The sequence below is a fragment of the Candidatus Darwinibacter acetoxidans genome, from assembly GCF_041936445.1.
Classification (GTDB): Bacteria; Bacillota; Limnochordia; order Darwinibacteriales; family Darwinibacteriaceae; genus DTU010.
Genome location: NZ_JBHGXH010000235.1, coordinates 1 through 14,741, shown reverse-complemented (window position 1 = coordinate 14,741; position 14,741 = coordinate 1). Strand labels below are relative to the sequence as shown.

Annotated in this window: 10 protein-coding genes, 1 tRNA gene, 1 pseudogene and 1 other annotated feature; of the genes and pseudogenes, 1 reads left to right on the top strand and 11 read right to left on the bottom strand. The window is 58.2% G+C overall.

What is annotated here, in order from left to right:
- Positions 1 to 244: 244 nt before the first annotated feature.
- Positions 245 to 466: a binding site (T-box leader), on the top strand.
- An 84-nt stretch (positions 467 to 550) separates the two neighbouring features.
- Positions 551 to 2,242 (top strand): annotated as a pseudogene (thrS, locus tag ACE4YL_RS08785) (threonine--tRNA ligase); the annotation flags it as partial.
- 49 nt (positions 2,243 to 2,291) lie between these two features.
- Here the strand turns inward: thrS and ACE4YL_RS08780 are convergent.
- The 11 genes from ACE4YL_RS08780 to ACE4YL_RS08730 all read right to left on the bottom strand — a co-directional run bounded on the left by ACE4YL_RS08780 (position 2,292) and on the right by ACE4YL_RS08730 (position 14,455).
- Positions 2,292 to 2,630: a hypothetical protein gene (locus ACE4YL_RS08780; protein ID WP_461360389.1), complete on the bottom strand. Its 339-nt coding sequence runs from the start codon at positions 2,628 to 2,630 to the stop codon at positions 2,292 to 2,294.
- Positions 2,631 to 2,823: 193 nt separating this feature from the next.
- Positions 2,824 to 3,759 (bottom strand): LysM peptidoglycan-binding domain-containing protein, encoded by a 936-nt coding sequence (locus tag ACE4YL_RS08775; protein WP_461359120.1) that lies wholly within the window; start codon positions 3,757 to 3,759, stop codon positions 2,824 to 2,826.
- A gap of 53 nt (positions 3,760 to 3,812) precedes the next feature.
- Positions 3,813 to 4,736, bottom strand: a complete 924-nt coding sequence (gene glsA, locus ACE4YL_RS08770; RefSeq protein ID WP_461365156.1) for a glutaminase A — start codon at positions 4,734 to 4,736, stop codon at positions 3,813 to 3,815.
- Positions 4,737 to 4,790: 54 nt separating this feature from the next.
- The gene (locus ACE4YL_RS08765) at positions 4,791 to 6,008 is read right to left on the bottom strand and encodes a GGDEF domain-containing protein (RefSeq protein WP_461369543.1); all 1,218 of its coding nucleotides are present in this window, start codon (positions 6,006 to 6,008) and stop codon (positions 4,791 to 4,793) included.
- A 164-nt stretch (positions 6,009 to 6,172) separates the two neighbouring features.
- Entirely contained in the window at positions 6,173 to 6,754 is a 582-nt protein-coding gene (yihA, locus tag ACE4YL_RS08760) for a ribosome biogenesis GTP-binding protein YihA/YsxC (RefSeq protein ID WP_461360387.1), read from the bottom strand.
- Positions 6,751 to 9,165, bottom strand: coding sequence for an endopeptidase La (gene lon, locus ACE4YL_RS08755; protein ID WP_461360386.1), 2,415 nt, complete (start codon positions 9,163 to 9,165; stop codon positions 6,751 to 6,753). The genes yihA and lon overlap by 4 nt, the downstream gene beginning before the upstream one ends.
- A gap of 51 nt (positions 9,166 to 9,216) precedes the next feature.
- Entirely contained in the window at positions 9,217 to 10,911 is a 1,695-nt protein-coding gene (lonB, locus tag ACE4YL_RS08750) for an ATP-dependent protease LonB (RefSeq protein WP_461366837.1), read from the bottom strand.
- Positions 10,912 to 11,023: 112 nt separating this feature from the next.
- The gene (gene clpX, locus ACE4YL_RS08745) at positions 11,024 to 12,286 is read right to left on the bottom strand and encodes an ATP-dependent Clp protease ATP-binding subunit ClpX (RefSeq protein ID WP_461360384.1); all 1,263 of its coding nucleotides are present in this window, start codon (positions 12,284 to 12,286) and stop codon (positions 11,024 to 11,026) included.
- 20 nt (positions 12,287 to 12,306) lie between these two features.
- Positions 12,307 to 12,909, bottom strand: coding sequence for an ATP-dependent Clp endopeptidase proteolytic subunit ClpP (clpP, locus tag ACE4YL_RS08740; protein ID WP_461360383.1), 603 nt, complete (start codon positions 12,907 to 12,909; stop codon positions 12,307 to 12,309).
- A gap of 28 nt (positions 12,910 to 12,937) precedes the next feature.
- Entirely contained in the window at positions 12,938 to 14,278 is a 1,341-nt protein-coding gene (gene tig / locus ACE4YL_RS08735) for a trigger factor (RefSeq protein ID WP_461360382.1), read from the bottom strand.
- Between the two features lie 91 nt (positions 14,279 to 14,369).
- A tRNA-Leu gene (locus tag ACE4YL_RS08730) sits at positions 14,370 to 14,455 on the bottom strand.
- Between the last annotated feature and the right edge of the window lie 286 nt (positions 14,456 to 14,741).

Here is a 14,741-nt window from a genome sequence, read left to right as displayed (position 1 = left end):
CGCCTACACCGCGGAGGGTTCAGCCATATTGATCAGCGGCGCGAGCGTCACCATGGTGGTTGAAGTGCTCGATGTGCTCCATCTTCCCGGGATCGAGGAGGACAGTTTGGTATACGGTTTGATCAAAACCTATACCCAAAGCGATGCTCCCATGCTGAGCCTGCAGGATCTGCGTTGACTGTGCGCCTCTCCTTTACCCCCTTGACAAACTAGTGGAGGATGGGTATGCTAAAAGGCAATAGATTGAAAGACGATGATTAGGACGAGTAGCCGCCGCTTACCTGACAGAGAAGGGAGTGGGACGCTGAGAGCTCCCCCAGGGATGCAGTGGTGAAAACCACCTAGGAGTCGCCGGCTGAAATAGCAGTAGGCCGAGCCGGGGCAGCCGTTACCTGCGCAATGAGTGGATCGTATACCTTGCCGGTGCGATCAATTTGGGTGGAACCGCGAGAACCTCGTCCCATGTGGATTGAGGTTTTTTATATTCCCCAGAAAGGAGCGAATGACAGTGGAACAAAACATGGCTGCAATTAACCAAGAGGAGATTCTGCGCCACACTACGGCCCACATCATGGCCCAAGCAGTGTTGAGGCTGTGGCCGGGAACGAAGATTGCCATCGGGCCTGTGATCAAAAACGGCTTTTACTACGACTTCGACCTGGAGCACAGGTTCACTCCCGAGGACCTGGAGAAGATCGAGGAGGAGATGCGCAAGATCATCGCCGAGGATCTGCCCATCGTCCGGGAGGAGATCAGCAACGCCGCGGCGGTGGCGCTGTTCAAAGCGGAGAACCAGGACTACAAACTGGAACTCCTGGAGGAACTGGATGAAACGGTGAGCATCTACCGCCAGGGCGAGTTTGTGGACCTGTGCCGGGGTCCCCATCTGGAGAGAACTTCCCAGGTGAAGCACTTCAAACTGCAGAGCATCGCCGGCGCCTACTGGCGCGGTGATGCGCAGCGCCAGATGCTGCAGCGCATCTACGGAACCGCCTTTTTGAAGAAGGAAGACCTAAAAGAACATCTGCGCCTGCTGGAAGAAGCCGCGAAAAGGGATCACCGGGTCCTAGGCAGGCAGCTGGATCTGTTCAGCATCCAGGATGAAGGGCCGGGCTTCCCCTTCTTCCACCCCAAGGGTATGGTTCTCCGCAACGAGCTGGAGGCCTACTGGCGGGAGGAACACCGCAAGCGCGGGTATGTGGAAATCAAAACCCCCATCATGCTCCACGAGGAGCTCTGGCACCGTTCGGGCCACTGGGACAACTACAAGGAGAACATGTACTTCTCCACCATCGATGAGCAGACCTTTGCCATCAAGCCCATGAACTGCCCAGGAGCCATGCTCATGTACAAGCGCAAGCTCCACTCCTACAGGGATCTGCCCATCCGCATGGCGGAGATGGGCCTGGTGCACCGCCATGAGCTCTCCGGCACCCTCCACGGGCTCATGCGCATCAGGGCTTTCACCCAGGACGATGCCCACATCTTTATGCTGCCCTCCCAGATCCAGGAGGAGATTATCGGGGTGATCGACTTCGTGGCCGATGTGTACAAGGTGTTCGGCTTCAAGTACCATGTGGAGCTGTCCACCAAGCCGGAAAACGCTATCGGTGACGACGCAGTGTGGGAGCAGGCCACCGAAGCCCTCCGCCAGGCCCTGGAAGCGAAGGGACTGGACTATGTGGTCAACGAAGGGGACGGAGCCTTCTACGGACCCAAGATCGACTTCCACCTGGAGGACAGCCTGGGCCGGACCTGGCAGTGCGCCACCATCCAGCTGGACTTCGCCATGCCGGAGCGCTTCGATCTGGTCTACATCGACGAGAACAACGAGCGGAAGCGGCCGATCATGCTCCACCGGGTGATCTACGGCGCCCTGGAGCGCTTCATCGCCATCCTCACGGAACACACCGCCGGGGCCTTCCCCACCTGGCTGGCACCGGTGCAGGTGCAGGTGATTCCGGTGAGCGATGATTATGTGGCCTACGCCCAGGAAGTGGCGGACCGCCTCTTTGCAGCCGGCATCAGGGTGGAAGTGGATCGCCGCGATGAAAAGATGGGCAAGAAGATCCGCGAGGCCCAGCTCCAGCAGATTCCCTACATGCTCATTGTGGGCCAGCGGGAGCAGGAAAGCGGCCGGGTAGCGGTGCGCCACCGCCGCCGGGGCGATCTGGGTGCTCTGGAAGTGGAGGAATTCCTGCAGCAAATCCAGGCGGAAATCGCCGAAAAGCGCAACAGCTAAAAGACGCGTAAAAAGAGCCGTGGAGCAAACTCCGCGGCTCTTTGTCATCTCAGCGCCTGATTTCACCTGCAGAGGGCAGCCGTTCCTGCTTGATCTGGTATTCCCAGACCAGGAACACCCGCCAGAGCAGGTTTTCCATCCGCTCCTTCAGGGATAACTCCAGTACCCGTTCCAGGATCAGGCGCAGCTGTTCGTCGGTGAACCCGGTCAGGTACCTGAGATCACGGGCCGGGACGAGCGTCCTTAAAAGCTTAGGTATCCTGTCCACGTTCCCTTCCTGGAAGTTCTTGTAGTACTGCTTCCAACTTGCGGTTGTCAGCCCGACGAACTCCGCAACCTGCTCGTGGGTGGCATACCCCTTAGCCACGCAATCAACGGCGATCTTCACACGCAGATGGGGGTGCCCCGCACAAGCTTTCCCTAGAAACTCCAACGTCGACTGAACATACACAGGATCTAGTTTTCTAATACGAGCACCTCCTCAATCCCTCCCCGGTGACAGTTCATATTCGAGGCGGATTGCGGAAGTCCTGCTTATTTTTCAAAAAAGTTATGACTTGACAACCACCTGTTCTGAATTGTCAGTCATTACTCCGAGGATCCACAGGAACCCGGAGGACGGTGCCCACCGTAATGTGGCTGGGGTTGGTAATGCCGTTTTCTTCAGCGATCAGCCGGTACAGGCTGGGATCCCCCCACAGTTCTTGGGCGATGGACCACAGGTTGTCGCCGCGCTTGACCACATACTCCGTGTAGCGGGGAACTGTGGGCGGTGGTGTCACCGTGGTCTGGGCCGGCACCGCCGGAGCCGGCGGTTCTTCCTCAACTGGCCCCTGCTCCGGCTGCTCCTCCAGAGCTATACTCGGCGGTTCTGGCACCACCTCTTCCACCACGGTCTGCCGGGGGGTGGGCGCGAAGTACAGATCCCGCACCAGGGTATAGCCATAGGAACCGCCGGCAATGAGCAGGCCCAAAAAGAGAACGACCAAGACAGCCCTAAGCCAGGGACTCCCGGATTTACCAGCGGCAATCCCGATCTCGTTTTCCGCCATTTCCCTGAGCACATAGTAGCCGGGCAGGCGCTTCCACTCCCCATCAACCATCTGGTAGACGGCCCGCTCTGCAGATAAGTTGTCCATTACATAGGCCACCTGCCAATCCTCGGGGAAGAACCTTTCATGCTGTTCTTTGTCGAAGGCGGATAAAAATACCCCAAAGCCGGGGTGCATGTGGGCCCAGCCCACGATCTCCTCACCGCGGCCGCTCCTGCGCAGCGCACTCTGCACGCTGTCATAGTGCTCTTGGGTGATGACCAAGCGCGAAGCGCCGCTTCTCTGCGGGATGGGGACAAACCGTTCGATGAGCACCTCGAATTTCTCCGCGCTTTTCAGCTCCTGCTTGCGCCCGATGAGAAAGCCGCCCTGTTCACCGACGGAGTGCGTATGAGAATACCGGTCCAGCGCCAAGATAACCTCTTCGCGGAAAACCACCCGGGGGAAAGGGCCTGCCCTACCCACCAGGAACCTCCTGGTTGAAAATGTGATGCGCTCGTTACCCATAGCACCCTCCCCTAAAAGATGCTGAAGTCGAGAACCTCCGACAGACGCTTGAGCATGCTGATGCCCACCACACTGTTGCCCTTGCGATCCAAGGCGGGACCGAAGGTGGCCACACCGAAGCGGCCGGGAACCACACCCAGGATCCCTCCGGACACTCCGCTCTTGGCCGGGATTCCCACCTGGATGGCGAACTCGCCGGACCCGTTGTACATGCCGCAGGTCACCATAAAGGTGGACACCAAACGCACCGCACGGGCAGAAACCAGCGGCGTATCCGCTCCATTTATACCCTTCGTGGCGAAGAACATGCCTATGCGGGCTAGATCGGCACAATTTACTAAAATGGAGCACTGCCGGAAGTACAGATCCAGTACCTCCTCCACATCCCCCTCCAGGCAGTTGATATCTTTGAGAAAATAGGCCAGGGACCGGTTGCGGTGGCCGGTCTCCTTTTCCGATCTGTACACGGCCTCATCGATGGTGATGGGGCGCTCCAGGATCGCTTCCAGCAGTCCGGCAATCCGGCCAAACCTCTCTTCAACAGTGGCGCCGGGAATCAGCGAACAGACGGCGATGGCCCCCGCGTTGATCATGGGGTTGGGCGGTTTTTTCTCCGCAGTCTCCAGCTTGACTATGCTGTTAAAGGGATCTCCTGTGGGTTCCGCACCCACCTTGGCGAACACAGCCTCGGGCCCCCGTTCCTCAATGGCCACCAGCAGGCTGAACACCTTGGAGATGCTCTGCAGCGTGAAGTTCACCCGGGTGTCACCGGCTTCGTACAGCTCCCTTGCTGTCTGCAGGGCAATGCCCGCGAGCCTGGGATTGCCCTTCCGCAGTTCAGGGATATAGGTTGGGAGCTGGCCTCTTTCCGCATGGGGCCGGCACTCTTCCACGATCTCCCCAAGCAGCGCTGCGAAATCCAATCCTGTGCTCATGTTCATTCCCTCCCTCAGGACAGCACACTCCCAGCCAGTAGGCAAAGAAAGACCCTAGCAAGGGTCCTCCGTGGCAGCCGCAGCCTGAGCGCATTCACTGCTCCACACGCGCAGTGTGTTCTTGCCGGCCTTTTTAGCCGCGTACATGGCCTGGTCTGAAAACAGCAGCAGTTGGTGCTTATCCCTGGTATGTCCCGGTTTGGAAGCGATGCCCACTGACACGGTTAAGGGCTTGTTCCAATAGCTTTCCCGCAATCCCTTCAGATTGGCCATGATGCGCTCGGCCACGCGGGCGCCGCCCTCAGTCCCAACGCCCTCCAAGAGCACCACAAACTCATCACCGCCGTAGCGGATCACCTTATCACGGGGGCGGATGCTCCCGAGGATGGTCTCCACTAACATCTTCAAAACCCGGTCGCCTTCCACATGTCCGTGTTCGTTGTTGAACACCGAAAAATCATCTATATCAAAAAACAGCACGGTCACAGCATCATCCGAAGGCTCGTTGAGCCATTTATTGAGGAAGCGGAAGTTGAGCGCACCGGTCATCTCGTCGATGACCAAGACCTCCTCCAGCTCTCTCCGGCGCGCCCGCTCGCTGCTGACCTCCACGGCCGCCTTTAGCATGCCCGAAAGGTTGATCAGCAAAACCCCGAAGCCCACAACGCCCCAAAAGCCGTAGGCTTTGACAAACAAGGTAAACACCAGGCCGATGAGGACACTGCTCACCGTACTGAGCAGGCTGCGGGAGAGCAGCATCCGCAGCGTCGACAACCAGCTCGCGGACCGCCAGATGGACACCATCCGGGCCACCAGGGAGATGTTGGCCAGGATATACACCAAGGCCCCGGCCGCCATGGACACCATCAGGCTGAGCCCCGTACTTCCCAGGTGATCCCGGAAAAACCCAAAAGCCAGGGCACTCATCAAAGCCGAGATGGGCAGCTGGGCCGCGTTGAACATAATCCTCGGCCATTCCTTCTTGTGCACCACCCCGTCGGCAATCCCGGCCAAAGCTGAAACGATCATCGCCGGAGTGGGCCCGCACAGAAACACAATTGGGAGAACGGAGGCGGTAGCCAAGGAATAGTCGGCACGTTCCCCAATGCGCACTACAATTGTCTGCAGATAAAGAAACACTGCCGCAAGGCTGAGCAAAACGAGCCATCCCTGCTCACCTGCGCCATTATAAAAAATAACGCCTAAGATTAAGGCTGTGGCAGCAGTGATAAACGCGGTGATCTTCTGCAGTCTTTCCACTCGCTGCTCCATAGCAGCACCCCCCCAATCCCATCAGCCCTGTAATGGTAATTCTTTATCAATTTGGGATATCCTGCTATCCTGGGCCCCCTCCCCAAAAAACTCCCCGGAGGGAAGCAGTAAAAAAGAGGGGTCTCCAGTACGCATTGCGCACTGAAGACCCCTTTCCATTCCTTCTACATCAACCCGGCCAGGGTGCAGATGATCTGCAGAACCTCGTCCCGGCCCTCTTTGGTCTGGGCCGAAAAGAGCACGGGTTCTCGGCCCAGGGCAGCCTTAATCATCTGAACATGCTTTTGGTAGTGGCCCCGGCTGATCTTGTCCACCTTCGTGGCAATCAAAGCCGAGGGCAGCTCCATTTCCCTGAGCCAGAGGTTCATCACCTGATCATCTTTGGTGGGCTCGTGCCGTACATCCACCAGGTGCAGCACCCCCACCAGATTGGGCCGGCCGGTGAGATAGCCTTCAATCATGGGCCGCCAGGCACTGCGCACAGCCGCGGGCACCTTGGCAAAGCCGTAGCCAGGCAGGTCCACCAGGCACAGCTGGTCGACGCGGTAGAAGTTGATGGACTGGGTGCGCCCAGGCTGGTTGGAGGTGCGGGCAAATTTCCTGCGGTTCACCAAAGCGTTGATGAGCGAGGACTTGCCCACATTGGAACGCCCCACCAAAGCGATCTCCTTGAGATCATGGACCGGATAGCCCCGGGCATTCACCGCGCTGGTGAGAAACTCTGCGTTGTGCACGTTGAGGATCATGCCTCGTGCTCCCCCATCCAGGACCCATCGGCCACCTGCGCCGCTTCCGGCAGGATGAAGGCGGGGGGCTCGGGATCCACCGGCTCCAGGTAGAGCGCATGGGCCAGCACCTGGTCCATGTGGTCCACAAAGGTGATCTGGAGCTTGCTGAGGACGTTGGCGGGCACCTCCTCCAGATCCTTCTCGTTTTCCGCGGGCAGCAGAACCCGGGAAATACCGGCCCGGTGGGCAGCCAAGAGCTTCTCCTTGATGCCTCCCACCGCCAGGACCCTGCCCCTGAGGGTGATCTCCCCGGTCATGGACACATCGGCCCGCACCGGCCGGTTGGTGAGGGCACTGGCCAGGGCGGTGGCAATGGTGATGCCCGCGGAGGGCCCATCTTTGGGGACAGCCCCCTCCGGTATGTGCATGTGGATGTCCTTACTTTCATGGAACTTGGGATCAATGCCCAGCTCAGCAGCCCTGGAGCGCACATAGCTCAGGGCGGCCTGGGCCGATTCCCGCATCACATCCCCCAGCTGCCCGGTGAGGGTGAGCTTACCCTTGCCCTCGATCACCGTCACTTCGATGCTGAGGATCTCGCCTCCCACCTGGGTGTAGGCCAGGCCGGTGGCTACGCCCACCTTATCCTCCTTGTCCGCCGCGGTGGGGATATAGCGCCGGACACCCAGGTATTTGTGGAGGTTGCTCACGGTGATCCGGGCGCTGGTGATCTGGCCCTTGACAATCTCCGTGGCCACCTTGCGGCAGATGGTGCCCAGGCGGCGCTCTAAAGTTCTCACGCCAGCTTCTTTGGTGTACTCGCTGATCACCTTGTGGATGGTGTTATCGGAGATCTGGATCTGTTCAGGCTTGAGTCCGTTGGCCTTGAGCTGCTTAGGCCAGAGATGCCGCTTGGCAATCTCAAACTTCTCGTATTCAGTGTAGCCAGGGATGCTGATCACTTCCATCCGGTCCCGCAGGGGAGGCGGAATGGTGTGCAGCACATTGGCGGTGGTAATGAAAAAGACCTCAGATAGATCAAAGGGAACTTCCAGATAGTGATCGACGAAGCTGTTGTTCTGCTCGGGATCCAGCACCTCCAAAAGGGCGGAGGCCGGGTCTCCCCGAAAATCAGAGGCCAGCTTATCAATTTCATCGAGGACGATTACTGGATTGCGGGTGCCCACGGTGCGCATGGTCTGGATGATGCGCCCGGGCAGCGACCCGATATAAGTGCGCCTATGCCCCCTGATCTCCGCCTCATCCCGCACGCCGCCCAGGGAAAGGCGGGCGAAGTTGCGGTTGAGAGCCTTGCCCACAGATTGGGCCAGGGAGGTCTTGCCCACCCCCGGCGGGCCCACGAGGCAGAGAATCGGCCCCTTGGAGTTCTTGGTGAGCTGGCGCACAGCCAGAAACTCCAAGATGCGCTCTTTCACCTGTTCCAGGCCGTAATGGTCCTCGTTGAGGATCTCCTCGGCCATGTTCAGATCCAGGCGGTCCTTCGTCCGCTTGGACCAGGGCAGGGAGAGCATCCAGTCGATATAATTGCGGACCACGGTGGCTTCCGCGGACATGGGGGGCATCCTTTCCAGGCGGTGGATTTCGTGCAGCACCTTGGCCTTAGCCTCCTTGGGAAGCTTAGCCTCCTGGAGCCGCTCCTTCATCTCCTCCGTCTCGGTCTTGCCCTTTTCATCCCGCTCACCCAGTTCCACCTGGATGGCTTTGATCTGCTCCCGCAGGTAGTACTCCCGCTGCGCCTTTTCCATCTGCCGGCGTACCCGCTGCTGGATGGACTTCTCCAGGCTGAGGATCTCACCTTCCCGGTAGAGGAGGCCTAAAATGGCTTCCAGCCGCTGATCCACAGGGAAGATCTCCAGAAGCTTCTGCTTCTCCTGGAAGGAAATCAGAAGCTGGCTGGCGATGGTATCCGCCAGGCGATGGGGATCTTCAATACCGCTTACCGACATGAGCACCTCGGCTGGTATCTTCTTGCCGAGGCGCACATACTTGCCAAACTCTTCCCGGACGCTGCGCACCAGCGCCTCCCGCTCCAACCTGGTCATCTCTCCATCTATTTCGGGGACAACGGTTATAAATGCTTCGTAATAACCATCAGCATCATCCACATGTTCGAGGGTGACTCGGGCCAGGCCCTCTACCAGTACGCGCACTTGACCCTCGGGTACCTTCAGCAGCTGCTTTATTTCGCACAGGGTGCCTACTTTGTATATATCATCGGGTTGAGGCTCTTCAGTGTGCACATGATGCTGTGCCGCCAAAACTATACGCCCGTCTCCAACCACGGCCTGCTCGATGGCTTCTATTGAGCGCCGCCGCCCAACTTCCAGCGGTGTAACCATATAGGGGAAAACAAGCGTTCCACGGAGAGGTAGCAACGGAAACATCTGAGAGGAAACCTTCTCTGCCATTTCTACACCCCCATTGGTTCATGTACCTCTATTGTATCATAGTTTGGAAAATCAGGGAATTATTCCCGGGGTGATTTTAGGAAACGCTCCTAATAAGGCGCCCTGTGTGCGGGGGGCGGCAGGAAGGTGCAGTTGGTCGGCTGCCTCCAACAGCGCATGCTCCAAAACCTCCTGGATGGTGCTCACCGGCACCACTTCCACTTCCCGCTGTAGGGCAAAACTCTCCTGCCAGTTCTCCTTGGGGATCAGCACCTTCTTCACCCCAGCTTCGCCTGCTGCCCGCACCTTGGGGACAATTCCCCCCACGGCCCGCACCAAGCCCCGGATGGTCACCTCCCCCGTCATGGCCACCAGGTTAGATACCGGCTGGTTGGTGAGGACCGAGGCCACCGCGGTGACCATGCTCACCCCCGCGGAAGGTCCGTCCACGGGGATGCCCCCGGGGAAGTTGATGTGAATGTCGTAGTCCTGGGGGCGTAGGGCTAGACAGGTTCTGAGCACAGTGAGGACGTTATCCACCGAGGAGAGGGCCTGGGAGCGCCGGCGCATGGTCCTGCCCTGCCGTCCGAATTCTTCCTCATCCATGATGCCCGTAACCTTAACCTGTCCCCTGCCGGGTCGGGAGGCGGCGGCCGCGGCCTCCACCTCGATCACCGTACCCAGGTTGGGTCCATACATGGCCAGTCCGTTGACCACGCCCACCGCCGGCTCCTGGCGGATGCGGTTCTGGGGCCTGGGGGTGTACTGACCGCAGCTGAGCACCCACTGCACATCAGCTTTGGTGATGGTCCTGCGCCCTTCACTGAAGGCCACACCACCGGCGAGCTGCACCATATTCACCGCATCCCGGCCGTTGGCGGCAAAGCGCTTGATCTCCTCTAGGGCCCCCGGCTCCAGGGGCAGCTTGATCTTGGCGCTGGCGTTGGCGGCGATGATGCCGATCTCTTCCGGGGTCAAACTGCGGAAGTAGATCTCCAGACAGCGTGAGCGCAGCGCAGGCGGCAGCTCTTCCGCCAGGCGCGTCGTGGCCCCCACCAAGCGGAAATCCGCGGGCAGTCCGTTTTGGAAGATATCGTGGATGTGCTGCGGGATGTTGTGGTCGTCCGCTGAGTAGTAGGCGCTGTCCAGAAACACCCTGCGGTCCTCCAGGACCTTGAGAAGTTTGTTGAGCTGGATGGGGTGGAGTTCCCCAATCTCGTCGATGAACAGCACCCCGCCGTGGGCCTTGGTCACCGCCCCGGGCTTGGGCTGGGGAATCCCCGCCACGCCCAGGGGCCCGGCCCCCTGGTAGATGGGATCGTGGACCGAACCCAAGAGGGGATCGGCTATGCCCCGCTCGTCAAAGCGGGCGGTGGTGGCATCCACTTCCACAAACGCCGCATCAGGCGCAAAGGGGGAAAGGGGGTTCTTCTTGGCTTCCTCCAGCACCACCCGGGCCGCGGCGGTCTTGCCCACCCCAGGCGGGCCGTAGATGATCACATGCTGCGGATTGGCGCCGCAGAGGGCAGCCCTTAACGCCTTCAGACCGTCGCTTTGCCCCACGATTTCCTGGAGCTCCTTAGGGCGCGTCAGTTCAGAGAGGGGTTCGCTCAGGGCGATGCTCTTGAGCCGCCGGAGCTTTTCCATCTCCCGCCGGGACTCCCGGTCCACGGCGGTTTTGCTCCCCTGCTGCTGACGGAGGAGATTCCAGAAATACAAACCGATGACAATGGCAAAGAAAAGGTTGATCAACCCCAGAATTTCCATGTGTACTGCTCCTTCCCCCAAGCTTACAGCATCTATTATGCCCAGGAGAAAGAAAAAGGATAAGCCGGTTTTCCAGCTTATCCCTACCTATACTCTTGCATCTTCTCCTGAATCAGGCGCTCTCCTCTTTGCCCTTGCCCTTGCTCTTACTGCGGACAAGCAGCGGCTGCTCCCGCTTTTCCACCACCGCTGTGGTGATCACGCACTTCGAAACATCTTCTTCCGAGGGGACGCTGTACATCACATCCAGCATGAGCCCCTCCACGATGGTGCGCAGACCCCTGGCGCCCGTCTTCAGCTCCAGGGCCTTTTTGGCAATGATGCGCAGGGCCTCAGGCTCGAATTCCAGGGTCACGCCGTCCATCTGCAGCAGTTTCTGGAACTGCTTGACCAGTGCGTTCTTGGGCTCGGTGAGGATCCGCACCAGCATCTCCTCATCCAGCGCATCCAGGGTGCACACCACCGGCACCCGCCCGATGAACTCGGGAATCAGCCCGTAGCGCAGGAGATCCTCGGGCATGATCTGCCGCAGGATCTCGCCGATCTTCTTTTCTTCCCGGCTCAGGACCTCAGCACCGAAACCAATGCTCTTCTGTCCGATCCTGCGCTCGATGATCTTTTCCAGCCCGTCAAAGGCTCCGCCGCAGATGAACAGGATGTTGGTGGTATCGATCTGGATAAACTCCTGATGGGGATGCTTGCGCCCGCCCTGCGGCGGTACGCTGGCAATTGTGCCCTCCAGGATCTTCAGCAGTGCCTGCTGCACGCCTTCTCCGGAAACATCGCGGGTGATGGATGGGTTCTCAGACTTGCGGGCGATCTTGTCGATCTCATCTACGTAGATGATGCCCTTCTCAGCCCGTTCCACATCGTAGTCTGCCGCTTGGATCAGCCGAAGCAGGATGTTCTCCACATCTTCGCCCACATAGCCGGCCTCGGTGAGGCTGGTGGCATCAGCAATGGCAAAGGGAACATTGAGGATCTTGGCCAGGGTCTGGGCCAAGAACGTCTTGCCGCTGCCTGTGGGCCCCAGCATGAGGATGTTGCTTTTCTGCAGCTCCACATCATCGCTTTTGAAGTTGCTGTTGATGCGTTTGTAGTGATTGTACACAGCTACAGCCAGGGTCTTCTTGGCTTCTTCCTGCCCGATAACGTACTCGTCCAAGGCCTCTTTGATCTCCTTGGGCTTGGGTACGTTTTCCAGCTCCAGATCTTGATCTTCGGTGAATTCCTCTTCTATGATCTCGTTGCACAGCTCAATACATTCGTCGCAGATGTAGACCCCCGGCCCGGCGATGAGTTTCTTGACCTGTTCTTGCATTTTGCCGCAAAAAGAACACTTCAGCTGTCCTTTTTCATCGCCAAATTTGAACATCCAATCACCTCATTTATCCCTTACTGCCCGGAATTGCTCTGGACCTGCCTTTTGGTGAGGACACCATCGATGATGCCGTACTCAACAGCGGCTTTCGCGGACATGTAGTAATCTCTATCGGTATCCTGCTGGATCTTCTCCAGGGGTTGACCGGTGGTTTGCTGGAGAATCTCATTGATGCGCGATTTGAGCAGGAGAATCTCCTTGGCCTGGATCTCGATCTGGCTGGCCTGTCCTTGGGCACCTCCCATGGGCTGGTGGATCATAATCCGGGAGTTGGGCAGGGCAAAGCGCTTGCCCTTTGTGCCCGCACTGAGCAGCAGGGCGCCCATGCTCGCTGCCATGCCCACGCAGATCGTGGACACATCGGCCTTAATGTACTGCATGGTGTCATAGATGGCCAATCCCGAATAGATTACCCCACCTGGGCTGTTTATATACAAGTGGATATCTTTATCCGGATCCTCGGATTCCAAGAACAAAAGCTGGGCAATGACCAGGTTGGCCACATGGTCATCGATGGGGCCTCCCAAGAAGATGATGCGATCCTTGAGGAGCCGGGAGTAAATGTCAAAGGCCCGCTCCCCACGATTCGTCTGTTCAACAACCATTGGGATTAACACGCTCAATCCTCACCCCGCCTTTCTGCTCTTAATTCTCTGCAGAGTCCTCCGCAGTTTCCTGGCGAGGAGCTTCCACCTCAGTGATGCGGGCACTATCCACGATGAGCTGCATGGTTTTCTCCCGGGCAAGGCCCATGGCGATCTGCTCCCTCTGCTCATTCCAGTAAGCCCGCACCCGCTCCTGCGCCTCAGGCTCATCTGCGTACTGCTCGAGGTACTCCTTAATCCGATCATCCACTTCTTCTTCGGAAACGTCAATCCCTTCTTTTTCCCGCACCGCTTCCAGGATCAGATCGTAGATGATGCGGGTTTTCGCCTGCGGCTCAAAGTCTTCCAGGATCTCCTCTTTGCTCCTGCCGGTGATCTCCAGGTAGACATCCTCGCGGATCCCCTGCATCGCCAGGTTTTGGAGGAAAGATCCGTAGAGATACTCCGCCTCACGCTTGATCATGGATTGGGGGACTTCCACCTGGCTGCCTTCCGCGATGAGCTCTAATAGTTTATTCTCCATCTGAATGTTGGTTCTGCGGGTCGCCTCGTCCTCGAGATTCTTGCGGATGTGAGCCCGCAGCTCCTCCAAGGTGTCGAACTCGCTGATATCCTTGGCAAACTCATCGTCCAGCTCGGGCAGGACCCGCACCTTCAGTTCCTTCACGGTGACGTGGAAAACCGCTTCCTTCCCCGCGAGCTGTTCGGCATGATAGTCCTCGGGGAAAGTTACGGTGATCTTGGAGCTCTGGCCAACTTCCATACCCACCAGCTGCTCCTCGAAGCCGGGGATGAAGCGTCCAGAACCCACCTGGATCATCTGGTTTTCCGCGGCGCCACCGCTGAAGGGTTGACCATCTATGTACCCCATGTAGTCGATGACTAAAAAGTCCCCTTCCTGCACCACCTTGCGTTCGGGAACCACGAGCTGCGCGCCCCGCTCCTGCTGCTGCTTGAGGACGTTTTCCACATCTTCATCGGTTATTTTGACAATCTCCCGCTCCACTTCCAGGTCCTTGTAGGTCCCCAGCTGCAGTTCGGGGTAAACATCAACGGTATAGGTAAAAGTCGCGCCCTTGCCCCGCGCGATGTCGGTAATATCTACCTCGGGCCGGTCCACCGGCTGAATCTTGGTTTCCTCCACTGCCTGCTCATAGAGCCGGGGCAAAAGGATCTCCACCGCATCTTCGAGAAACACATCGGGTCCGTAGTTCAGCTCGATGAGCTTGCGGGGGGCCCTGCCTTTCCTGAAGCCGGGGATGGTGATCCGCTTCACGTTCTTCCGGTAAGCTTCTTCCATAGCTTGCTCTAAACCATCGGCATCTATATCTACGGTGAGCTTGACTCTGCTGTTCTCCAGTTTCTCCAATTTGGCAGCCATAATGCGCATTCTCCTTTCGTCGCCTTAACGCAAAAAAAGTACACTTGAAAGTGTAACCAGCTTGGCAGCGAACCAGTTATGTATATGAAAATGGTGCAGGCGGAGAGAGTCGAACTCTCACGGGGTCTGCCCACTAGATCCTAAGTCTAGCGCGTCTGCCAATTCCGCCACGCCTGCACAACACCACTAAGAATATGATCGCGGGACATCCTCCCACACAGAACACCCGAGTTAAAGGTCCGGTGCTCCACGATGCTCCCGCTTCTCATGCTATTGTATTATAGCAAAGCTGAAAATTCGGGTCAACACCTTTGGACTATTTGGATAGCGTCAAGCTACTGTAGGATCGAAGACCCAATGCCACCCTGTTGCGACGAGTTGAATGTGTTCTTTTGTTCGGATTAGAAAGTGAAAGTAGCGTTCGCGATCCGTCGCAGCAAAGGTCCCCAGCCCTTCGTTCCTC